General features: G+C 61.0%; 21 protein-coding genes. 3 read left to right on the top strand and 18 right to left on the bottom strand.

The genetic code is table 11. The features are described from left to right. Positions 1 to 69: 69 nt before the first annotated feature. The 7 genes from oppF to H2Z84_RS15585 form a co-directional block, all read right to left on the bottom strand. Positions 70 to 1,062, bottom strand: a complete 993-nt coding sequence (gene oppF, locus H2Z84_RS15615) for a murein tripeptide/oligopeptide ABC transporter ATP binding protein OppF (RefSeq protein ID WP_181836794.1) — start codon at positions 1,060 to 1,062, stop codon at positions 70 to 72. Then, a complete protein-coding gene (locus H2Z84_RS15610; protein ID WP_181836793.1) occupies positions 1,055 to 2,056 on the bottom strand; it encodes an oligopeptide/dipeptide ABC transporter ATP-binding protein in 1,002 nt (333 codons plus the stop codon). The genes oppF and H2Z84_RS15610 overlap by 8 nt, the downstream gene beginning before the upstream one ends. An 11-nt stretch (positions 2,057 to 2,067) precedes the next feature. Continuing rightward, positions 2,068 to 2,982 (bottom strand): ABC transporter permease subunit, encoded by a 915-nt coding sequence (locus H2Z84_RS15605; protein ID WP_181836792.1) that lies wholly within the window; start codon positions 2,980 to 2,982, stop codon positions 2,068 to 2,070. 15 nt (positions 2,983 to 2,997) lie between these two features. Next, positions 2,998 to 3,918 (bottom strand): oligopeptide ABC transporter permease OppB, encoded by a 921-nt coding sequence (oppB, locus tag H2Z84_RS15600; RefSeq protein WP_181836791.1) that lies wholly within the window; start codon positions 3,916 to 3,918, stop codon positions 2,998 to 3,000. A 177-nt stretch (positions 3,919 to 4,095) separates the two neighbouring features. Beyond that, the gene (locus H2Z84_RS15595; RefSeq protein ID WP_181836790.1) at positions 4,096 to 5,715 is read right to left on the bottom strand and encodes a peptide ABC transporter substrate-binding protein; all 1,620 of its coding nucleotides are present in this window, start codon (positions 5,713 to 5,715) and stop codon (positions 4,096 to 4,098) included. Between the two features lie 599 nt (positions 5,716 to 6,314). Further along, positions 6,315 to 7,349: a dihydroorotase gene (gene pyrC / locus H2Z84_RS15590; RefSeq protein ID WP_181836789.1), complete on the bottom strand. Its 1,035-nt coding sequence runs from the start codon at positions 7,347 to 7,349 to the stop codon at positions 6,315 to 6,317. Between the two features lie 76 nt (positions 7,350 to 7,425). Continuing rightward, positions 7,426 to 7,656, bottom strand: a complete 231-nt coding sequence (locus H2Z84_RS15585) for a sulfurtransferase TusA family protein (RefSeq protein WP_181836788.1) — start codon at positions 7,654 to 7,656, stop codon at positions 7,426 to 7,428. 115 nt (positions 7,657 to 7,771) lie between these two features. Here H2Z84_RS15585 and H2Z84_RS15580 point away from each other — a divergent pair, with 115 nt between their 5' ends. The 3 genes from H2Z84_RS15580 (at position 7,772) to H2Z84_RS15570 (ending at position 10,140) form a co-directional block, all read left to right on the top strand. Then, positions 7,772 to 8,551 (top strand): NRDE family protein, encoded by a 780-nt coding sequence (locus H2Z84_RS15580; RefSeq protein ID WP_181836787.1) that lies wholly within the window; start codon positions 7,772 to 7,774, stop codon positions 8,549 to 8,551. A 14-nt stretch (positions 8,552 to 8,565) separates the two neighbouring features. Next, positions 8,566 to 9,087 carry a CNP1-like family protein gene (locus tag H2Z84_RS15575; protein WP_181836786.1) on the top strand — a complete coding sequence of 174 codons (522 nt, stop codon included), beginning with the start codon at positions 8,566 to 8,568 and terminating at the stop codon, positions 9,085 to 9,087. Positions 9,088 to 9,225: 138 nt separating this feature from the next. Further along, on the top strand, positions 9,226 to 10,140 hold the full coding sequence (locus tag H2Z84_RS15570; RefSeq protein ID WP_309545486.1) for a DMT family transporter: 915 nt from the start codon (positions 9,226 to 9,228) through the stop codon (positions 10,138 to 10,140). 14 nt (positions 10,141 to 10,154) lie between these two features. Here the strand turns inward: H2Z84_RS15570 and moaC are convergent, their stop codons facing one another. The 11 genes from moaC to murD form a co-directional block, all read right to left on the bottom strand. Beyond that, positions 10,155 to 10,634 (bottom strand): cyclic pyranopterin monophosphate synthase MoaC, encoded by a 480-nt coding sequence (gene moaC, locus H2Z84_RS15565; protein ID WP_181836785.1) that lies wholly within the window; start codon positions 10,632 to 10,634, stop codon positions 10,155 to 10,157. 60 nt (positions 10,635 to 10,694) lie between these two features. Then, positions 10,695 to 10,877, bottom strand: coding sequence for a hypothetical protein (locus H2Z84_RS15560; protein WP_181836784.1), 183 nt, complete (start codon positions 10,875 to 10,877; stop codon positions 10,695 to 10,697). A 2-nt stretch (positions 10,878 to 10,879) separates the two neighbouring features. After that, positions 10,880 to 11,791 carry a UDP-3-O-acyl-N-acetylglucosamine deacetylase gene (gene lpxC, locus H2Z84_RS15555; RefSeq protein WP_181836972.1) on the bottom strand — a complete coding sequence of 304 codons (912 nt, stop codon included), beginning with the start codon at positions 11,789 to 11,791 and terminating at the stop codon, positions 10,880 to 10,882. A 117-nt stretch (positions 11,792 to 11,908) separates the two neighbouring features. Next, positions 11,909 to 13,093 carry a cell division protein FtsZ gene (gene ftsZ, locus H2Z84_RS15550; RefSeq protein WP_181836783.1) on the bottom strand — a complete coding sequence of 395 codons (1,185 nt, stop codon included), beginning with the start codon at positions 13,091 to 13,093 and terminating at the stop codon, positions 11,909 to 11,911. Between the two features lie 95 nt (positions 13,094 to 13,188). Beyond that, positions 13,189 to 14,400 carry a cell division protein FtsA gene (ftsA, locus tag H2Z84_RS15545; protein WP_220272880.1) on the bottom strand — a complete coding sequence of 404 codons (1,212 nt, stop codon included), beginning with the start codon at positions 14,398 to 14,400 and terminating at the stop codon, positions 13,189 to 13,191. Positions 14,401 to 14,446: 46 nt separating this feature from the next. Further along, entirely contained in the window at positions 14,447 to 15,172 is a 726-nt protein-coding gene (locus H2Z84_RS15540; RefSeq protein WP_059285654.1) for a cell division protein FtsQ/DivIB, read from the bottom strand. Beyond that, positions 15,162 to 16,073 (bottom strand): D-alanine--D-alanine ligase, encoded by a 912-nt coding sequence (locus H2Z84_RS15535; RefSeq protein ID WP_103522972.1) that lies wholly within the window; start codon positions 16,071 to 16,073, stop codon positions 15,162 to 15,164. Before H2Z84_RS15535 ends, H2Z84_RS15540 begins: the two co-directional genes overlap by 11 nt. 53 nt (positions 16,074 to 16,126) lie before the next feature. Then, entirely contained in the window at positions 16,127 to 17,521 is a 1,395-nt protein-coding gene (murC, locus tag H2Z84_RS15530; protein WP_103522971.1) for a UDP-N-acetylmuramate--L-alanine ligase, read from the bottom strand. A 39-nt stretch (positions 17,522 to 17,560) separates the two neighbouring features. Then, a complete protein-coding gene (gene murG / locus H2Z84_RS15525; RefSeq protein WP_181836782.1) occupies positions 17,561 to 18,649 on the bottom strand; it encodes an undecaprenyldiphospho-muramoylpentapeptide beta-N-acetylglucosaminyltransferase in 1,089 nt (362 codons plus the stop codon). Positions 18,650 to 18,654: 5 nt separating this feature from the next. Next, positions 18,655 to 19,812: a putative lipid II flippase FtsW gene (gene ftsW / locus H2Z84_RS15520; protein WP_124645246.1), complete on the bottom strand. Its 1,158-nt coding sequence runs from the start codon at positions 19,810 to 19,812 to the stop codon at positions 18,655 to 18,657. Then, a complete protein-coding gene (gene murD, locus H2Z84_RS15515) occupies positions 19,809 to 21,188 on the bottom strand; it encodes a UDP-N-acetylmuramoyl-L-alanine--D-glutamate ligase (RefSeq protein ID WP_181836781.1) in 1,380 nt (459 codons plus the stop codon). Before murD ends, ftsW begins: the two co-directional genes overlap by 4 nt. Positions 21,189 to 21,195 lie beyond the last annotated feature (7 nt).

Genomic DNA, 21,195 nt, shown 5'->3' with positions numbered 1-21,195 from the left:
CACTGGGATAACAAGCAATAAAAAGCCCTGCATATCAATGCAGGGCTTTTGCTTGGCACAACCGGCTAATCAGGCCAACAGGCAAGAACTCTGGCTTTGCTCGCTGATCTGGCGCAGCTGGATTTTCTCGGTGCCGCAACGCGCCTCGGCCTGCGGGCAGCGGGTACGGAACACGCAGCCGGAAGGCGGGTTGATCGGGCTCGGCAGATCACCCTGCAGAATCTGGATGACCTTGTTCTTTTCCAGCTTCGGATCGGGAATGGGAATGGCCGACAACAGCGCGCGGGTGTATGGGTGGGCAGGCGCATCGTACAAGGCATGCTTTTGCGCCAGTTCCATTTCGCGGCCCAGATACATCACCAGGATGCGGTCGGAAATATGCTTGACCACCGCCAGATCATGGGCGATGAAGATCAGCGCCAGCCCCATTTCGCGCTGCAGCTCTTTCAGCAGATTGATGATCTGCGCCTGGATGGACACGTCCAGTGCTGACACCGGCTCGTCGCAGATAATCAGCTTGGGTTCCAGAATCAGCGCACGGGCAATGCCGATGCGCTGGCATTGACCGCCGGAAAATTCGTGCGGATAACGGTTGATCATCTGCTCGCGCAGGCCCACCCGTGCCATCATCGCGCGCACCCGCTTCATCACTTCGGCTTCTGACAGCTCCGGCTTGTGTACCCGCAGCGGCTCACCAATGATCTGCGCCACCGTCATGCGCGGGTTGAGCGAGGCCAGTGGATCCTGGAAGATCATCTGGATGTCCTTGCGCACCGCGTGCCAGTCCTTGGCCGTGCCACGGGTCAGGTCCTTGCCCATCCAGACGATCTCGCCCGCCGTGGCCGGAATCAGGTTGAGGATGGCGCGCGACAGGGTGGACTTGCCACAGCCGGACTCACCCACCACGCCCAGGGTTTCGCCGGCGTACAGATCGAAACTGACCCCGTCCACCGCCTTAAGCGTGCGTTTGGCGCTCCACGGCCAGGCGCCGTCGCCTTTCACCTGGAAGTGCACTTTGACATCGCGTACCGACAGAATCGGCTGCTTGGCTTGTTCAGACATGGGCCACCTCCTGTGCTGCCTGCTGCAATTCATCTGCCGGCTTGTGACAGGCGCGCAGCACCTGCGGATTCACACTGCTGGCTGCCAGCGCCGGCAGTTCATCAGCACAGCGGCTGCTGGCGTGGGTGCAACGCTCGGAGAACGGGCAGCCCTTGGGCATTCTGGCCATATTGGGCGGGTTGCCGGGAATGCTCACCAGCTCGCTGCCATCGTGGTCCAGTCGCGGCAAGGCGCCGAGCAGGCCGATGGTGTAGGGGTGGCTGGGCTGATAGAAGATATTGTCGGCGCTGCCATACTCCATGGCGCGGCCACCGTACATCACCATCACTTTTTCGCAAAGGCCGGCCACTACCCCCAGATCGTGGGTAATCATCACGATGGAGGTACCGAAATCACGCTGCAGCTCTTTGAGCAGGGTGAGGATCTGCGCCTGCACCGTCACGTCCAGCGCGGTGGTGGGTTCATCGGCGATCAGCACTTCCGGTTCGCACAGCAGGGCCATGGCAATCATCACCCGCTGGCGCATGCCACCGGAGAATTCGTGCGGATACATATTGATGCGGCGCGCTGCTTCCGGAATGCGCACTGCGTCCAGCAGCTCGATGGCGCGCTTTTTCGCGCCACGGCGGCTGATGCCCTTGTGCAGCTCCAGTACCTCGGTCATCTGGCGTTCTACCGTCAGATAGGGGTTGAGCGAGGTCATCGGGTCCTGGAAGATCATCGCCAGCCGGTCGCCACGGATGCGGTTGAGCTCGGCCGGGCTCATCGCCAGCAGGTTTTTGCCCTGGTACAGCGCCTCACCGGTGGTTTTGCCGTTCTTGGCCAACAGACCCATCATGGCCAGCACGGTCTGGCTCTTACCCGAACCGGATTCACCAACGATGCCCAGAGTCTGGCCCTTTTCCAGCTCGAAGCTGACGCCGTTGACAGCACTGACCACGCCGTCGTTGGTCTGGAACTGCACACCCAGATTACTTACTTTCAATAGACTCATCTGTTGCTACCTCAACGATCTTTCGGATCGAGCGCATCGCGCAGGCCGTCGCCGATATAGTTGGCGCAGTACAAGGTGACCGACAGCAGGCCGGCCGGGAACAGCAGAATCCACGGGCTGGCATCCATCACGCCGGCACCATCCTGAATCAGCACACCCCAGCTGGTCATCGGCTCCTGCACCCCCAGGCCCAGGAAGGACAGCACGGATTCGGTCAGAATCACGCCCGGCACGGTGACGGTGGTGTAGATCACCACGATGCCCAACAGATTGGGCACGATGTGGCGGAAGATGATCTTGGGGGTGGATACGCCAATGGCGTGCGCCGCCTCGACATATTCCTTGGACTTGATCGCCAGCGTCTGCCCGCGCACCACCCGTGCCATGTCCATCCACGAGAACACGGTAATGGTCAGTACCACCAGGTAGAAGTCGCGGCCCAGCAGGGTCACCATCAGGATGGCGATCAGCAGGTAGGGCACGGCATACATCATGTCGACGATGCGCATCATCAGCGAATCGACCTTGCCGCCCATGAAGCCGGCAGTGGCACCCCAGACAATGCCCAGCGCCACCGAGGCGATGGTAGCCAGCGCGCCCACCATCAGCGAAATGCGCCCGCCGATCAGGCAGCGCACCAGCAGGTCGCGGCCCAGCGCATCGGTGCCGAACCAGTGGGTATTGGCCAGCGTCGGGGCAATGCCCATGGCGTCCCAGTCGGTGTCTTCATAGGTGTGCGGCAACACCATCGGCCCGAAAATACAGGCCAGGGTGATCAGTGCCAGCACGATCAGGCTGAGCACGGCGGCCTTGTTACGGAAAAAACGTACGCGTGCGTCACGCCACAGGCTGCGGCCTTCCACGGCGGCATCGGCGAGGCTATTGTCCAGCGCCGCCGTCATGGCTTTCTGTTTGCTTTGCATCATGATTTTTGCTCCCGCTCAGTAGCGAATCTTCGGGTCCAGCAGCGCATAGGCCAGATCCACGAGCAGGTTGAGAACAACGGTAATCACCGTCACCAGCACCACCAGCCCCAATACCAGGGTGTAGTCGCGGTTGGCGGCGCCATTGACGATGAGCTTGCCCAGGCCCGGCAGACCGAACACGGTTTCGGTGACCACCGCAGCGGTAATCGAGGAAATGGCCAGCGGGCCGATTACCGACACCACCGGCATCAGCGCCGGCTTGAGCGCATGGCGCAGTACGATGGTGCGCATCGGCAGACCCTTGGCGCGGGCGGTACGGATGAAGTTGCTACCCAGCACCTCGATCATGCTGCCGCGCATCACGCGGCCAATGGTGGAGATGTTGATGAACACCAACAGCGCCATCGGCAACACCATGTAACGCAGGGCGAAGTCATCCCAGCCACCAGCCGGCAGCCATTCCAGGCCGATGGCAAATACCATCACCAGCACCGGGCCCAGCACAAAGGACGGGAACGCACCGCCGATATTGCCCAGCAGCATCACCAGATAATCGATCAGGCTGTTCTGGCGCAGAGCCGCCACAATGCCCAATGCCACACCGATGAACAGTGAAATGACGATGGCACCGCCGCCGATGGCCGCCGATACCGGCAAGGCTTTGCCCACCAGATCGTTCACGCTCCAGTCGGCATAGCGGAAGGAAGCCCCCAGATCACCCTGCAGCAGGCTCTTGATGTAATACAGGTATTGCTGCCACAAGGGCAGATCGAGATGGTACTTGGCCTGCAGATTGGCCAGCACCGCTGCCGATACCTTGCGTTCCCCGTCAAAGGGGCCGCCCGGCGTCAGGTGCAGCAACAGATAGCAAACGGTAATGACGGCCAGCAGCGTAGGAATGGTGGCCAGCACGCGTCGGAAAGTATAGGACCACATGGGGATACTCCAGCCGGGGTCGTTCGCCAGCACAGTACATGTCTTGTGAACATGGCTGCACGGCAAAGCGCTCCGACATGATGCTCTACATCACAAGCCGGATGTCCGTCTGGCGGACATCCGGCCTCTGTTCAACCGGGGGCCGCAGCCCCCGCCTCTTGCATCGTTTCTTCAGGCTTAGTGCTGAATGATGTAGAGGTCCTTGCCACGGTAGCGGTCCATCGGGTTCTTGCCGTAGCCACCCACATAGGACTTCACCAGACGCGGTGCGGTGTATTGCAGCAGCGGAATCATCGGATAGTCATCCATGATCATCTTCACTGCCTGGGTGAACAGTTGCTTGCGCTTGGCCTGATCGGTGGTATCGCTACCCTGCTTGATCAGCGCTTCGGCCTTGGCATTGCAGTTCTTGTTGTCGTTCTGGTCGTTGTCACACTGCACCAGCGCCAGGAAGGTGGTGGCGTCGTTGTAGTCGGCATTCCAGCCATTCCGGGCGATCTGGTAGTCGGCGTCATGGCGCTTCTTCAGCAGCACCTTGAATTCCAGGCTTTCCAGCTCGGTATTCAGGCCCAGCTTGGATTTCCATTCGGAAGCGGCAAAGATGGCCATCTTCTTGTGGTAGTCACTGGTGTTGTAGGCAAACTTCAGCTTGGTACCGGGCTTCACGCCAGCCTCGGCCAGCAGCTTCTTGGCCTCTTCCACCCGCTTGGCCATCGGCCATTTGACCCAGTCATAGCTGGTGACATCGGCGCCGGCAGTGCCGGTAACGATGGCGCTGTAAGCCGGGGACTGACCGTCGGCGGTCACTTTCTTGGCCAGGATGTCACGGTCCAGCACCATGGACAGCGCCTTGCGCACGCGCACGTCCTTCAGCAGCGGGTCCTTGTTGTTCAGCGAGTAGTAACGCAGGCCGAGGAAAGGCGCATTGCGGATTTCCTTGGGGTACTGGGCCTTGTACTTGTCGTAGGTGCCGGACGGCAGTTCCAGCACCCAGTCGTTTTCGCCGGACTCATACAGCTTCACGTCGGCATTGTGGTCTTCGATTGGCAGATAGGTGATCTTGGCCAGCTGCACGTTCTTCAGATCCCAGTACTGGGCGTTCTTTTCCACCACGATCTTGCTGTTGACCTGCCAGTCCTTCAGCGCGAATGCGCCGTTGGAAACCATCTTGCCCGGCTTGGTCCAGTCCTTGCCAAACTTGTCGATGGTGGCCTTGGGCAGCGGAGCCAGCTGGGTGTTGGCTACCAGCGAGGGCATGAACGGTACCGGGTACGGGGTTTGTACTTCCAGCGTGTATTTGTCCACAGCCTTCACGCCCAGTGAGGAAGCCGGCTTCTTGCCTTCGGTGATTTCCTTGCCGTTCTGGATGAAGATGCCATAGGTGGAGGCATAGGGAGAGGCGGTCTTGGGCTCGACAAAACGTTGCCAGCCATACACGAAATCGCTCGCGGTCACGGCGGAGCCATCCGACCACTTGGCATTCTTGCGCAGCTTGAATACCCAGGTGGTGGGGCTGGTTTGCTTCCACGACTCGGCCACGCCCGGCATTACCTTGCCAAAGCTGTCGGTGGCGGTGAGGCCTTCAAACAGGTCGGCAGTAATGGTGTTGGCCGGTACGGATTCGGCCAGTACCGGATCCAGTGATTCCGGCTCGGAACCGGTGTTGCGGGTCAGCTCTTGCTTGGCGGCCAGCTTGACGCCTGCCGGTACCTGGGCGGCCATGGCGAAACCGGTCGTACCGGCCAGTGCCAGGGCTACAGCTGCCGCGGCCACGCGCAGCGATTTATTGTGTGACATTCGCCTATTCTCCTGTTCTGTAGAGCCCCGCTTATTGCGGGTGCGCAAATTCTTTTATCCGAATTATGTTCGGAACTTTTCCCGATTAAGTGTCCGAAACGGGCCGGGCCATTATGCGCCAGCGTTTTTAAATTCTTCAAGTGCGATTCAGAACAATATGACAAGCGTTTTGCAAAACCCGTGTCATTTCAACGACGTTAACGCTTTCACCAGCAATTTTTCACAGGATTCCCGCCATAAGTACAACATTTACCGCCCCTGCCATGAGTAATTATATTGGCAGGTATTATTATCTTGCATACATAGGCTGATTTAGTCGGCACATTTGCAGCCAGCAGGTACTTTCATTTTCCCACACAGGCCGGCAGCATATTAATCAGCGGATTACTGAGACTAAATATCAGTATGCCCAAAAGTGAAATCCGACCAGATTGCCCACCAATAAAGGCGCTCCACCCAAGTGGCATGACATGACCAACCTCAGCCAGCCAGCGACATGGCGTTGGATTGCCAGACAATACCAGCCGTGAAATCCATAAAAAAAGCTCCCGCGCGGGGAGCTTTCATCAACGGCGCCGGCATATGGCCGGCAGACGCGTTCAGTCTTGCAAACGCCAGTGGATGGCTTCACCAGCTCGCAACGGCACCAGGCTGTCACCGTCATACGGCAGCGCGGCAGGTACCGTCCAACTTTCCTTCACCAAGGTGATGGTGTCGGCATTGGGGTCCAGACCATAGAAAGCCGGGCCGTTCAGGCTGGCAAAGGCTTGCAGCTGGTCGAGCGCCCCGGCGGCCTCAAAGGCTTCGGCATACAGTTCGATGGCGGCATTGGCGGTATACATGCCGGCGCAGCCACAGGCGGCCTCCTTGGCGTGGCGCGCATGCGGGGCACTGTCGGTGCCGAGGAAGAACTTGGCCGAGCCGGAAGTCGCCGCCGCGACCAGCGCCTGGCGATGCAGTTCGCGCTTGAGTACCGGCAGGCAATAGTGATGCGGGCGGATGCCGCCAACGAAGATGGCATTGCGGTTCATCAGCAGGTGATGCGCGGTGATGGTGGCCGCGATATTGGCCGGGGCACTGGCCACATACTCGGCGGCATCCTTGGTGGTGATGTGTTCGAACACCACGCGCAGCGACGGCAGGCGGGCCAGCAGCGGTTGGAATACCTGCTCGATGAATACCGCTTCGCGGTCGAAAATATCGATGGCCGGATCGGTTACTTCACCATGTACCAGCAGCGGCATGCCGCACTCGGCCATGGCTTCCAGCGCCGGCATGGCTTTATCAATGCTGCTGACGCCGAAGTCGGAATTGGTGGTGGCACCGGCGGGATACAGCTTGATGCCATGCACGAAACCAGTGGCACGCGCCTTGTACACTTCCTCGGCACTGGTGTTGTCGGTGAGGTAGAGCGTCATCAGCGGCTCGAAACGGCTACCAGCCGGCAAGGCTGCCAGAATGCGTTCACGGTAGGCCGCAGCAGCTTCCACCGTAGTCACCGGCGGCTTCAGATTGGGCATGATGATGGCGCGGCCCATCTGGCGCGCGGTATCAGGCAGTACGGCAGCCAGCGCTGCGCCATCGCGCAGGTGCAGGTGCCAGTCGTCGGGACGGATGAGGGTAAGGGTCTGCATGCGGTTTCGCTCTATCTCTGGACTATCGATATCAGGACAGGCAGGCGGCCACCGGCAGGGTGCGCCGCCGCCCACATCATTTGCGGCGCAACACCATGCGGAACTTGCCGTCTGCAGTGGTGGCGGATTCGAGCAGGGCATTGCCGGTCTGGCGGCAGAATGCCTCGAAATCCTTGGGCGCACCGGGGTCGGTGGCAATCACTTCCAGCACGGTGCCGCTTTCCATGTCGGCGAGCGCCTTCTTGGCGCGCAGGATGGGCAAGGGGCAGTTCAGGCCGGACAGGTCAATCAGGCGGTCGGGAGTCATGGGGGATTTCGCTCAGTCTTACGTTACAATGCCAATTGGAGGCGGTATTCTACCGGCTCTGTATCCGCTTAGTGTACGTCACTCGTCAAGCCCCCCAAAATTCGGGACACCCGTCATGTGCGTGATTGCCTTTGCCTACAAAATGCCCGGCCTGGGCCAGCTGGTTTTGCTGGCCAACCGTGACGAATACTATGCCCGCCCCACGGCGACGCTGGACTGGTGGGAAGGCCATACCGACACTCTGGGTGGCCGAGATCTGCAGGCCGGTGGCAGCTGGCTGATGGTGGATGGCCGTGGCCGCTTTGCCGCGCTGACCAATTTTCGCGAAGGCTATGGCAAAAGTGGTGAGCGTTCGCGCGGTGAGCTGGTGCAGCGTTTCGTCACCGGTGAGGACGATTCCTTCACCTTTGCCGACTGGCTACGCGACAACCATCAGCACTACGCCCCGTTCAATCTGCTCTACGGTCAGGTGGATGACCTGTTCCACTTCCACAGCCGGGGCGCCCGCATCGCCCGTGTCACGCCCGGGGTACACACCCTGTCCAATGCCACGCTGGATACACCCTGGTTCAAGAGCGAACGGCTGGCCGAGCATCTGCGCGGCCTGCGTCAGGCCCCCAGTGAAGCAGAAGCCTTTGCCTGGCTGGCCGATGCCACTCAGGCCGGCCCGGGCCAGCTACCCAATACCGGGGTGGGGCTGGCACTGGAAAAAACCCTGTCGCCCGTGTTCATTCAGGGACGTGACTACGGTACCCGCGCCTCCATGCTGCTGAACGTATCAGCACGGGGTGATGTAAGCTTGTCCGAACTTTCCTGGGGGCTGGCCGGCCGCGAAGCCGGCCGCCGCCGTTACACCATCCGGCCGGGGCAGGTACAACACCCGGCCAAGCTTTGAAGCAGGAGACGTGCTTGAAATTGTCCCGATATGGTCTGGCACTGGCCGGACTGCTGCTGGCGCTGAGCGCCCAGGCCAGCGAATACAACAAAGGCTTCAACAATACCAATTACGCGATGGACGAAGTCCAGCCGTGGAGCGAAGGCCAGTTCAGCATTCCGGCCTATCCGGCTGTGCCGGACTGGATCGGCTTTTATGTTGGCCCGGAAATCAGTAACAAATACTTTGCCGACAGCAAGAGCATGACCGTGGGTGAAGATGGCGTGGTACGGCTGATTCTGCGTGTGCAAAGCCCATCCGGTGCGGAAAATCTCAGCGTGGAAGGCATACAGTGCAGCGAAGGTACGTATCGCAGCTATGCCTTTGGCGACAGCATCAACAAGCGCTGGATAGAATCGATGCGCGCCGACTGGCGCAAGATTGCCTACGATGACAAGGCCCGCCGTGCCCTGCGCGAAGACCTGTGCGTGGAGAAAACCGCACCAAAATCCGCCGAGCAAGCCAGCAAGCTGTTGCGCGCCGCACCCTGGCGCTAGATCAGGCCCAGCGTGGACAGTAAGGGCCAGATCATCCCCCCCTGTTCACGCTGTTTTGCACCAGTCAGGTGCAAGTGCCATGACAAGCAGGTGAAATTACGGTATCAATAAGGCTTTCACCTGCCTTTTGGCCGTATCGTGTCCTCCAGCCCCTCCGCCCTGCCGCGCGCCCAGACCTTGGCGCAATTCAAGATTCTGCTCTCCGCCATCGGCTTTGGCAGCATGGCCATCCTGGCCCGCTTTGCCTATGCCGACGGCACATCCACCGCCAGCCTGCTGTTCCTGCGCTTTTTCCTTGCCGGGCTGTTGCTCTTGCCATGGGTAGTCTGGAAAAAGCTACCTTGGCCACGCGGACGCGCCCTGCTGGTGCTGATGGCCATGGGCAGCCTGGGTTATGCCGGCATGGCGGCCTGCTATTTCTCTGGCCTGCACTACGCCAGTGCCGGCACCATCGCACTGCTGCTCTACCTGTTCCCCGCCATCGTGCTGGTCTTGTCCACGCTGTTGCTGGGTGAGCGTTTCAGCGCACGCCGTCTGCTCACCCTGCTGCTGGCGCTGGCCGGTCTGGCCATCACCATTGGCCTGGAGTTGTCGGCCCAGCCGCTGGGCCTGCTACTGGGACTGGCGTCTGCCGTGATCTATTCCCTGTATATCCTGGCAGGGAGCCGTTATACCGCTGGCTGCGATCCGCTGACTTCGGCTTGCGTGGTGGTGTTTTCCGCTGCTACTTGCTATGGCGTCTATCTGGGCATCTCAGGATTTCACGGCCCGGCCAGCCTGCACGGCTGGCTGGCAATATTGGGTATTGCCTGCTTCGGCACTGTCGCCGCACTGGCACTATTCCTGTCCGGCCTGGCCGGCACCGGGGCCACCCAGGCCTCGCTGATCTCCACCGCTGAGCCAGTAGTCACCATCCTGCTAGCCTGGCTGCTGTTGGGAGAACAGCTGGGCTGGAGCCAGGCACTGGGCGGGGGGCTGATTCTGGCGGCGGTGATCCTGATCAGCCGTGAGGCGCGCCCGGAGCAGGTACAGCTCACCGAGCTACACGATTAAAGCATGAGCGGTAGTCAGCCTTCCCGCTGCCAGTGACCGCTCTTGCCGCCTTCTTTTTCCTGCAGCTGCACGGCGGAAATCACCATGCCACGATCAACGGCCTTGCACATATCGTAGATGGTCAGTAAGCCAACGCTGGCCGCGGTAAGTGCCTCCATCTCCACCCCGGTCTGGCCGCTGCATTCGGCGGTAACGGTAATACCGACGCTGCTGCTAGCTTCATCCAGCGCAAACTCCACGGCAACCCGGGTTAAAGCAATGGGGTGGCACAGCGGGATCAGGTCGGCGGTACGTTTGGAGGCCATGATGGCGGCGATGCGGGCAATGCCCAGCACGTCGCCCTTTTTATGATTGCCATCACGAATCAGTGCCAGGGTGGCGGGCTGCATCTGAATGCTGCCTTGTGCCACGGCGCGGCGGCGGCTGATCTGCTTGTCACCAACATCCACCATATGGGCCTGGCCGCTGGCGTCGAAATGGGTCAATCCGGACATGAAAACCTCCAGCAAGATGCTGCCGCGTACGGCTAGCTGAAAAAGGCTGGCAGTGTGCCGCTAGCGGATCAGTTTGCCAATTAGCCAGAAGAGGGTGATGAGCAGACCCAGGCCGCCAGTCCACTTGCACAGGCACTGGCTCAGCATGAGATAGCGCGGGTTGCGGGTAAGGGCATAGCTGATGGCGGACCAGCCAAAAGCCAGAATCATGACAATGGCCCACAGCCGCCACAGCGCCAGCATGCCTACACCACCTCGGGCAGGCGATGGAAGCTGGACGGAGCGTCCAGCGGGTCGGTAAAGCTGACGTATTCCCAGGCGTCCGGCGTATCCAGCAGCTTGCGCAGCAATTTGTTATTGAGCGCATGGCCGGATTTATGGCCGGAGAAGGTGGCAATCAGCGGGTGGCCGACGATGTACAGGTCGCCAATGGCATCCAGAATCTTGTGGCGCACGAATTCGTCGGGAAAACGCAGGCCTTCCGGATTCAGCACGTATTCGTCATCGATGACGATGGCGTTGTCCAGGCTACCACCCAGCCCCAGTCCGTGCTGGCGCATGTATTCCACTTCGTGCATGAAACCGAAGGTGCGGGCGCGGCTGATTTCGTCCAGATAAGAGCTGCTGGCGAAATCGATGGTGACCTTTTGCGGGGCCAGATTGAAAGCGGGATGGTTGAACTCGATGGACAGGGTGATCTTGAAGCCATCCATCGGCTCCAGCTTGACCCATTTGTCCCCTTCAACGATTTCCACTGGCTGCTTGACGCGGATGAAGCGCTTGGGTGCAGTCTGCTCGACCACCCCGGCACTTTGCAGCAGATAAATGAAAGGGGCAGCGGAACCATCCATGATGGGCATTTCCGCTGCCGTCACCTCGACAATGAGGTTGTCGATGCCAAAGCCGGCAAAGGCCGACATCAAATGCTCGATCGTGCCGACACGCACGCCGGTGGCGGTCACCAGCGTGGAGGAGAGGCGCGTGTCGTTGACGAGCGCAGGCTCGGCTTTCACATCCTCCGACTCGGGCAAGTCGGTGCGGCGAAAGACGATGCCGGTGTCGGGTGCTGCCGGCAGCAGGGTGAGTTTCACCCGCTCGCCAGAATGCAAGCCGACACCTGTGGCGCTGATCGCTTGTTTCAGCGTGCGCTGGAATATCATGTGAAGCTTTCAGGCAATCGGGAAAACCCGATTTTAGCACAGGCTTGCGCCATGCTTTATTGATTGCTTGTCACAGATAAATAGTTTTTAACTATTTTACCAGAGTAGCCTTTCTCAATCGGCCTGCTTGCGCAGGAAGGCCGGAATATCGTAGCTGTCGCTGACTTCCGGGTTGGAGAAGTCGGTGGACGGCACCGCGCGGCGACGGCCCTGACGCATGATGGCCGGGGTATCGAAATCGTCGTAGTTGATCACTTCGACGGCACGGTCGTCGGTGCCGGTCTTGACGATCTTGATGTATTCCGGACGCTCTTCGCGTACCGGCTTTTGCTGACCCAGGCCAGTGGCGATCAGGGTGACACGGATGGTGTCTTCCGGCATGTCTTCCACTTCGGCGGTACCGAACTTGATCTGGGCATCTTCGTCGGCGTACTGACGGATGATGCCCATGATTTCGCGGTATTCGCTCATCTTCAGGCAACCCGGTGCGGTGGAAATGTTCACCAGTACGCCACGGGCACCTTCCAAGGTGATGTTGTCCAGCAGCGGGCTGGCCACGGCCTGCTCGGCAGCCACGCGGGCACGGTCGATACCAGAGGCGTAAGCCGAACCCATCATGGCCAGGCCCATTTCGCACATCACGGTGCGCACGTCGGCAAAGTCGACGTTGATCAGGCCGGGGCAGGTAATCACTTCGGCAATACCGGCCACTGCGCCCTTGAGCACGTCATCGGCGGCGCGGAAGGCTTCACGCATGGTGACATCGTCGCCCAGCACTTCCATCAGCTTTTCGTTGGGGATGACGATCAGCGAATCGACATGCTTTTTCAGGTCTTCGATGCCGCTCTGTGCCACTTTCAGGCGCTTGCCTTCGTGGTCGAACGGACGGGTGACCACACCCACGGTCAGGATGCCCAGTTCCTTGGCCACTTCGGCCACCACCGGTGCGGCACCAGTACCGGTGCCACCGCCCATGCCGGCGGTCACGAACACCATATTGGCGCCACGCAGGGCATCGGCGATGCGTTCGCGGTCTTCCAGTGCTGCGCTGCGGCCCACTTCGGGGTTGGCACCGGCACCCAGACCACGGGTCAGGTTGTTGCCCAGTTGCAGTTTCTGCGGCGACTTGTTGCGCTGCAGGGATTGCGCATCGGTATTGGCGCAGATGAACTCCACACCATGCACATGACTGCTGATCATGTTGTCGATGGCATTGCAACCACCGCCACCCACGCCGATGACTTTGATCACGGCCGCGTTGGCGGTCTCTTGCATTACTTCAAAAACCATTCCGCTCATTTGCCTCTCCTCAAGTTTAAGATGAGCTTGCATTTCCGATATTTACTGCTGCCCGATAAAACACATCACCCCGGCGGCCACCCGGCCGCCCGGGCTTAAAAATTCCCGGCGAACCAGGCCTTCATGCGGCCGAACAGATGGCCGACACCAGCGCTTTCCACTTTGGGGCCGCTATGGGTCTGGATCTGGTCCTTACCGTACAACAACAGACCGACACCGGTAGAGAAGCGCGGGGTCTTCACCACTTCGGCCAGGCCGCCTACATACTTGGGCACTCCCACGCGTACCGGCATGTGGAATACCTCTTCGGCCAGTTCCACCATGCCCGGCATCAGGCTGGCACCACCGGTCAGCACGATGCCGGAGGACAGCAGGTCTTCGAAGCCGCTGCGGCGCAGCTCCTGCTGTACCAGCTGGAAGAGTTCTTCCACCCGAGGTTCCACCACTTCGGCCAGGGTGGCGCGCGACATCTGACGCGGACCGCGCTCGCCCACGCCCGGCACTTCGATCATCTGGCCCGGATCGGCCATGGTCACCAGCGCGACTGCGTGCTGGATCTTGATGTCTTCGGCTTCCTTGGTCGGGGTACGCAGCGCCATGGCGATGTCGTTGGTGATCTGGTCACCGGCAATCGGAATCACCGCGGTATGGCGGATGGCACCATTGGCATACACCGCGATATCAGTAGTACCGCCACCGATATCGATCAGGCACACGCCCAGTTCCTTTTCGTCTTCCGACAGCACGGCAATGGCCGAGGCCATCGGCTGCAATACCAGGTCGGATACTTCCAGCCCGCAGCGGCGCACGCACTTGGTGACGTTCTGCGCGGCAGACACGGCACCGCTGACGATGTGCACCTTGGCTTCCAGCCGCACACCGCTCATGCCCAGCGGCTCGCGCACGCCTTCCTGGCCGTCGATGCTGTATTCCTGGGTGAGGATGTGCAGCACCTGATGGTCCGGCGGGATGGTGACGGCGCGGGCAGTCTCAATCACGCGCTCGATGTCCATCTGCATGACTTCACGGTCCTTGATGGCCACCATGCCGTGCGAATTGATGCTCTTGATGTGGCTGCCTGCAATGCCGGCAAACACCTCGTGAATCTTGCAGTCGGCCATCAGCTCGGCCTCCTCCAATGCACGCTGGATGGCCTGCACCGTGGATTCGATGTTCACCACCATGCCGCGCTTCAGACCGCGAGACGGGGTCTGGCCCATGCCGATGATGTTGAGCTGGCCGTCATCCAGAACTTCCGCGACAATCGCCACGATCTTGGATGTGCCGATGTCCAGGCCGACCAGCATGTTCTTGCTTTCCTTAGGTTTGCTCACCTGTCGCTCCAGCTTGGTATTACTTTTTCACTTGAGCCGGCGGGGCCTTGTAATCAGGCATCCGCACGGCAAATCCATTGGGGTAGCGCATATCCACGTAATCGATGTGGTACGGCAGCGCTGCCAGCTTGTCTTTCCAGTACTGGGCGAATCGCTCCACCCGCAAATCCACGTCGCCACGACCCAGATCCAGCTTGATGTCGTTATCCAGCCCGACCTGCCAGGCACGGCGTGGCGACAGCCAGATGTCCTTGGGGGCCAGCCCCGTCGGTTTCAGGCCCTGGCGCAAACGCGCCAGCATGGCTGTCATGTCCTTTTCTGCGCCTGCCGGGCCGTAAAACACCGGCAGTTGCTGATCACTGGCGGCATCGAAGCGATCACCGTGGCTGTCTACCAGCCCGTTTTCACCCCAGCGCGCCAGCGCCACATGTTCTTCCACTGCAATTTCCAGCGCATCCGGCCAGCGCCGGCGCACCTGGGCATCCCGCACCCAGGGCAGCTTGCCGAATGCCGCCCGCGTCTTGTCGATGTCCAGCGTGAAGAAAGTCCCGGTCAGCTCATGTTCGGCAATGAAGCGCAGCTGCTCCGGTGTCACCCTTTTCATCTGTCCCTGGATCTGGATCTTCTTCACCGGAAACACCGGTGCATGCGTCACCCAGAATCCACCTGCATACATCAGCATCAGCAGCGAGGCGCCCAGCAGGAAATTGGCCAGGCCTTTCAGCAGCTGATGGTTATCCCACATGCACCATATCCAGCACGTTCAGGCAGAGGTCCTCATAGCTGATGCCCTGGGCACGCGCAGCCATTGGCACCAGGCTGTGGCTGGTCATGCCCGGGTTGGTATTCACTTCCAGCAGATAGATGCCACCATCCTCATCCATCAGGAAATCCACCCGGCCCCAACCCTGGCCACCCAGCACGCGGAAGGCCTGCAGGCACAGTGCACGGGCGCGCTGTTCCACTTCTTCGCTCAAGCCGGACGGGCAGCGGTAGACCGTGTCGTCACGGAAATACTTGGCCTGATAATCGTAATACTCGGTAGCCGGCTCGATCTTGATCGTGGGATAAGCCTGGCCATCTATCACGGCACAGGTGTATTCACCACCACCGACAAAGCGCTCGGCCAATACCAGCGGGTCGTACTTGCGGGCTTCCTCAAACGCGGCTTGCAGTTCGCCCGGCTGTTTTACCTTGGTCACGCCAATGCTGGAGCCTTCGGTGGCCGGCTTCACAAACAGCGGCAGGCCCAGTCGTGCTTCCACGGCGGCGAAGTCGCTGTTCTCGTCCAGCAGCTCGAATTCCGGAATCGGCAGCCCGGCACCGCGCCACAGCAGCTTGGTGCGCCATTTGTCCATGCAGATGGCCGATGCCATCACCCCACAGCCGGTATACGGAATGCCCAGGGTTTCCAGTGCGCCCTGCAGCGTGCCGTCTTCGCCAAACGGACCGTGCAGGATGATGAACACGCGCTCGAAGCCTTCGTCCTTCAGCGCCGACAGCGGTTTGTCAGCCGGGTCGAAGGCGTGGGCGTCCACCCCGCGCGAACGCAAGGCGCTGAGTACACCATTGCCGCTCATCAGCGAGATTTCCCGCTCGGCGGAGCTGCCGCCCATCATCACTGCCACTTTGCCGTACTGCTTCATTGCTCTTCCTTACTGGGAGGGTCTGTCCCCTCCCGCCAAAATTCGCCTGCTACTTACAGCTTGCCCGCCACCAGCTTGCCTGGCACCGCGCCAATGGAACCGGCACCCATGGTGATCACCACATCGCCATCGCGGGCGATGTCCATGATGGTGCGCGGCATATCGGCAATCTGCTCGACAAACAGCGGCTCCACCTTGCCCGACACGCGCACGGCACGTGCCAGTGCACGGCCATCGGCAGCCACGATGGGCGCTTCGCCAGCGGCATAGACTTCAGACAGCAACAGCGCATCGACCCCGTTCAATACCTTGACGAAGTCTTCAAACAGATCGCGGGTACGGCTGTAACGGTGCGGCTGGAAGGCCAGCACCAGTCGCTTGTCCGGGAAAGCACCGCGCACGGCAGACAGCGTGGCGGCCATTTCCACCGGGTGATGGCCGTAGTCGTCCACCAGGGTGAAGCTGCCACCAGCCGGCAGGGCCACTTCGCCATAACGCTGGAAGCGACGGCCCACGCCGGCAAATTCGGCCAGACCACGCTGGATGGACGGAATGTCCGCGCCACACTCCAGACCGATGGCAATGGCCGACAAGGCGTTCAGCACGTTGTGACGGCCCGGCAGGTTCAGCACCACCGGGAAGGTCTGGCGTTGGCCGTTGTTGACCACCACATCGAAATGCATCTGGCCGCTGGCGGCCACTACGTTTTCGGCATAGATGTCGGCCGAATCGTCCAGGCCATAGGTGGTCACCGGCTTGGTGATGCGGCTGCGAATCTCGCGCACATTCGGGTCGTCCACACACAGCACGGCCCGGCCATAAAACGGCAGGCGATGCAGGAAATCGACAAAAGCCTGTTTGAGCTTGTCGAAGCTGTGGTCGTAGGTGTCCATGTGGTCGGCGTCGATATTGGTGATCACCGCCATCACCGGCGTCAGGTGCAGGAAGGACGCGTCCGACTCATCCGCTTCGGCCACCAGGAACTCACCCGAGCCCAGCTTGGCGTTGGTACCCGCTGCAGTCAGCTTGCCGCCGATGACGAAAGTCGGGTCCAGCCCGGCTGCCGCCAGCACCGAGGCCGTCAGGCTGGTGGTGGTGGTCTTGCCATGGGTGCCGGCAATGGCGATGCCCTGCTTGAAGCGCATCAGCTCGGCCAGCATCATGGCGCGCGGGATTACCGGAATACGGCGTTCACGCGCGCACAGCACTTCCGGGTTGTCAGCCTTCACCGCAGTGGAGGTCACCACCACATCGGCACCTTCCATATAGGTGGCGTCATGGCCAAAGAACACGCGTGCGCCCTGCGCGGCCAGGCGCTGGGTGGCGGCGCCATCAGCCATGTCCGAACCGGACACGCTGTAACCCAGGTTCAACAGAACCTCGGCAATGCCGCACATGCCGACACCACCGATGCCGACGAAGTGAATGTGTTTGACCCTGTGTTTCATGTTCTTTCTCGTTGCTTCTGGCCGCTTGTCGCTGCCGTATTACTGTTCATCTGCCAGTGCCTGGCACAGATCGGCCACCCGGGCGGCTGCACCGGGCCGGGCCAATGCATGGGCATGGCTGGCAAGTTCCAGCAGACGGGGCCGGTCAAGACCAGCCAGCACGTCTGCCAGCTTTTGTGCTGTCAATTCGCTTTGCGGCAGATGAATCGCCGCGCCTTCCTGCGCCATCCAGCTGGCGTTGTCGCGTTGATGCGCGGTGGTGGAGACCACCAGCGGCACCAGAATGCTGGCCACACCAGCGGCGCACAACTCGCTCACCGTGATGGCCCCGGCGCGGCAGATGATCAGGTCGCAATCAGCCAGCCGGCTCGGCATGTCATCAATAAACGGCAACAGCGTCACATGCTGATCCAGCCCGGCAGCACGATAGGCCGCCTGTACCTCGGCAAAATTCGCTTCGCCAGTCTGGTGGGTCAGCACCGGACGCTGTGCTGCCGGCAGCAGCGCCAGCGCTTGCGGCAGGGTCTGGTTCAGTACCCGCGCCCCCAGGCTGCCGCCCACCACCAGCACGCGCAGCGGACCGCTGCGCCCGGCCATGCGCTGTGCCGGTGCCGGCAGGGCTTCGATTTCACGGCGCACCGGATTACCGGTCACCAGCGCCTTGGCCCCGCTCTTGGCTGCACTGCCATCAAAACCGCACACCAGCTTGCGGGCAAACGGCAGCAGTGCCTTGTTGCTCAAGAGCAGGCTGGCATCGGCATTCACCAGCACCAGCGGTTTCCACAGCAGGCCGCTCATTACCCCGCCCGGCAGGCAGACATAGCCGCCCATGCCCAGCACCACGTCCGGACGATGGCGAAACAACAGCTGTGCTGAGCGCACAAAAGCGCCGCACAGTTGCAGCACGCCCTTGAGTGAGCCGATCAAGCCCTTACCACGCACGCCATGAAACGCCAGCCGCTCCAGCGGAATGCCGGTGGGTGGTACCAGCTTGTTTTCCATACCGCGCTCGGTACCCAGCCAAACCACTTTCCAGCCGCGCTGTTGCAGCTCTTTGGCCACGGCGAGGCCGGGGACGATGTGTCCACCCGTACCAGCTGCCATTACCATGACCGTTCTATTCGTCATCTTCATCAAACCTTGTAACCGCGCATGATGCGGCGGTTCTCATAATCCACCCGCAGCAGCACGGCCATCGCCACCAGATTCATCAACATGGCCGAGCCCCCAAACGACATCAGCGGCAGGGTCAGGCCCTTGGTGGGCAGCAAGCCCATGTTCACGCCGATGTTGAAAAACACCTGGATGCCCAGCCAGATGCCCAGCCCCTGCGCCACCAGCGCCTGGAAGAAGCGCTCCAGCTTTTTCGATTCCACGCCGATGTGAAACGCACGGCGCACGATCCAGGCATATAGGCCGATCACCACGCAGATGCCAGCAAAGCCGAATTCTTCCGAAATCACCGCCATGATGAAGTCGGTGTGGGCCTCGGGCAGGTAGAACAGCTTTTCAATACTGGAACCCAGCCCCACGCCATACCACTCTCCCCGACCGATGGCGATCAGCGAGTGCGACAGCTGATAGCCCTTCCCATAGGGGTCGTCCCACGGGTCCATAAAGCCCAGCACCCGCTTCAGGCGATAGGGCGAGGAGATGATCAGCAGCACGATGGCCACCGCCGCCATCACCGCCAACCCGGAGAAGATGCGCATATTGATGCCGCCGAGGAACAGCACGCCCATGGCGATGGACATCACCACCATCAGCGCGCCAAAGTCCGGCTCGCGCAGTAGCAGGAAGGCCACCGCCACCATGGCGGCAAACATCGGCGCAAAACCTTCTTTCAGGCTGTGCAGCTTGTGTGTCTTGCGCACGGTGTAGTCAGCGGCATAAATCACCGTGGCGAACTTCATGATTTCCGACGGCTGCAGATTGAGCACGAACAGGTTGATCCAGCGGCGCGAACCATTCACCACCCGGCCAATGCCGGGAACCAGCACCAGCACCAGCAGCACGATGCCCAGCAGGAACAGTTTGCCGGCGTACTTTTGCCAGATACGGGTGGGTACCTGGAACAGGATGTAAGAAGCGCTGAGGCCGATCACCATGAAGATGACGTGGCGGATCAGATAGAAATAACGATTCTGCGTGGCAGCATCGGCCTCGGCATAGGCAATCGACGCTGAGTACACCATCACCAGGCTGATGGACAACAGCAGGGCCAGCGCCCAGGCCAGTGCCTCGTCAAAAGGTTTGATGGCGGTGTAGCGGCGCGCCGAGTGCACGATCATGGCTGCCCCTTTCCGACCGCTGCGGCCTTGATTTCTGCCACGGTATCAATGAACACCTGGGCGCGATGGGCATAGTTGCGGAACATGTCCAGGCTGGCACAGGCCGGCGACAGCAGCACCACATCACCCGGCTGGGCAAGCGCGGCCGCAGCGCGGGTGGCCTCTTCCAGCGTGGCGTAGTCGTACAGGGCAACGCCGCTGTCGGCCAGTGCGGCACGGATACGGCCGGCATCGCGGCCAATCAGCAACACCGCGCGGGCGATGCGCTGGCAGGCCGGAGCCAGCGGGCTGAAATCCTGGCCCTTGCCATCTCCACCGGCAATCAGCACCACCTTGCGGGTCATGCCATTGAGCGCGGCTTCGGTGGCTCCGACATTGGTGCCCTTGGAATCGTCAATCCAGGCGATGCCGTCAAATTCGTCCACCAGCTCCACGCGGTGGGCCAGGCCCTGGAAGCTTTGCAAGCCTTGTAACAGAGCGGCACGCTCAAGACCGATGCTGTCGCACAAGGCCAGCGCCGCCAAGGCGTTGGCGGCATTGTGCAGGCCTTGCAGTTGCAGCTTGGCTTGCAGCAGCACAGCCTCGCCCTGCGCGCTCAGCCAGTATTGGCCATCCTGCTGAGTGAGGCTGTATTCCATCGGCTGCTTGAGCGAGAACCACTTCACCTGATGGCCGGGACGCACCATGGCCGGGGCCAGAATGTCGTCGCGGTTCAGCACCTGCACACCCAGACCATTGAACACGGCGGTCTTGGCGTGGGCGTAGTCCAGCAGATCGTGGTAGCGATCCAGGTGGTCTTCGGAAATATTCAGCACGGTGGCGGCATCCGCCTCCAGGCTGTACGTGGTTTCCAGTTGGAAGCTGGACAATTCCAGAACCCAAACATCGGGCTGCTGGCCAGACTGTTCGCGCTCCAGCAGGGCCTCCAGCACCGCCAGGCCGATATTACCGGCCACGATGGTATCCAGCCCCGCTTGCTGGCACAGATGGCCGACCAGACTGGTGACCGTGGTCTTGCCATTGGAGCCGGTGATGGCGATGACCTTGCTGCCATTACCCTTGATGGCGCGGGCCAGCAGTTCCACATCGCCCACCACTTCACCACCGGCACGGCGGAAGGCGTCAATGGCCGGGGTTTTCAGCGGCACGCCGGGGCTGAGCACCAGCATGTCGACACCCGCAAAAGTGCTGGCATCAAAGGCACCGACGCGCAGTTCGGCGTCCGGCACATGGCGCTGCAATTCGGCCACGCGCTCCGGCGCGGGCTTGCTATCGGCCACCACCACGCGTGCGCCGTGGGCAGCCAGATAGCGCGCGGCAGCCAGCCCCGAGCCTCCCAGCCCCACTACCGCGATGTGTCGATCAGCAAAGTCCATGAGCCCT

The organism is Aquitalea aquatica, from assembly GCF_013911085.1.
Lineage (GTDB): Bacteria > Pseudomonadota > Gammaproteobacteria > Burkholderiales > Chromobacteriaceae > Aquitalea > Aquitalea aquatica.
The sequence above is the reverse complement of the archived record's forward strand: the minus strand, read 5'-3'. Positions and strand labels throughout refer to the sequence as shown.

Coding starts and splice junctions, on each gene's coding strand:
- oppF (WP_181836794.1), bottom strand. CDS start 1,062: ATGTCTGAACAAGCCAAGCAGCCGATTCTGTCGGTACGCGATGTCAAA.
- H2Z84_RS15610 (WP_181836793.1), bottom strand. CDS start 2,056: ATGAGTCTATTGAAAGTAAGTAATCTGGGTGTGCAGTTCCAGACCAAC.
- H2Z84_RS15605 (WP_181836792.1), bottom strand. CDS start 2,982: ATGATGCAAAGCAAACAGAAAGCCATGACGGCGGCGCTGGACAATAGC.
- oppB (WP_181836791.1), bottom strand. CDS start 3,918: ATGTGGTCCTATACTTTCCGACGCGTGCTGGCCACCATTCCTACGCTG.
- H2Z84_RS15595 (WP_181836790.1), bottom strand. CDS start 5,715: ATGTCACACAATAAATCGCTGCGCGTGGCCGCGGCAGCTGTAGCCCTG.
- pyrC (WP_181836789.1), bottom strand. CDS start 7,349: ATGCAGACCCTTACCCTCATCCGTCCCGACGACTGGCACCTGCACCTG.
- H2Z84_RS15585 (WP_181836788.1), bottom strand. CDS start 7,656: ATGACTCCCGACCGCCTGATTGACCTGTCCGGCCTGAACTGCCCCTTG.
- H2Z84_RS15580 (WP_181836787.1), top strand. CDS start 7,772: ATGTGCGTGATTGCCTTTGCCTACAAAATGCCCGGCCTGGGCCAGCTG.
- moaC (WP_181836785.1), bottom strand. CDS start 10,634: ATGTCCGGATTGACCCATTTCGACGCCAGCGGCCAGGCCCATATGGTG.
- H2Z84_RS15560 (WP_181836784.1), bottom strand. CDS start 10,877: ATGCTGGCGCTGTGGCGGCTGTGGGCCATTGTCATGATTCTGGCTTTT.
- ftsZ (WP_181836783.1), bottom strand. CDS start 13,093: ATGAGCGGAATGGTTTTTGAAGTAATGCAAGAGACCGCCAACGCGGCC.
- ftsA (WP_220272880.1), bottom strand. CDS start 14,400: ATGCTGGTCGGCCTGGACATCGGCACATCCAAGATCGTGGCGATTGTC.
- H2Z84_RS15540 (WP_059285654.1), bottom strand. CDS start 15,172: ATGTGGGATAACCATCAGCTGCTGAAAGGCCTGGCCAATTTCCTGCTG.
- H2Z84_RS15535 (WP_103522972.1), bottom strand. CDS start 16,073: ATGAAGCAGTACGGCAAAGTGGCAGTGATGATGGGCGGCAGCTCCGCC.
- murC (WP_103522971.1), bottom strand. CDS start 17,521: ATGAAACACAGGGTCAAACACATTCACTTCGTCGGCATCGGTGGTGTC.
- murG (WP_181836782.1), bottom strand. CDS start 18,649: ATGACGAATAGAACGGTCATGGTAATGGCAGCTGGTACGGGTGGACAC.
- ftsW (WP_124645246.1), bottom strand. CDS start 19,812: ATGATCGTGCACTCGGCGCGCCGCTACACCGCCATCAAACCTTTTGAC.
- murD (WP_181836781.1), bottom strand. CDS start 21,188: ATGGACTTTGCTGATCGACACATCGCGGTAGTGGGGCTGGGAGGCTCG.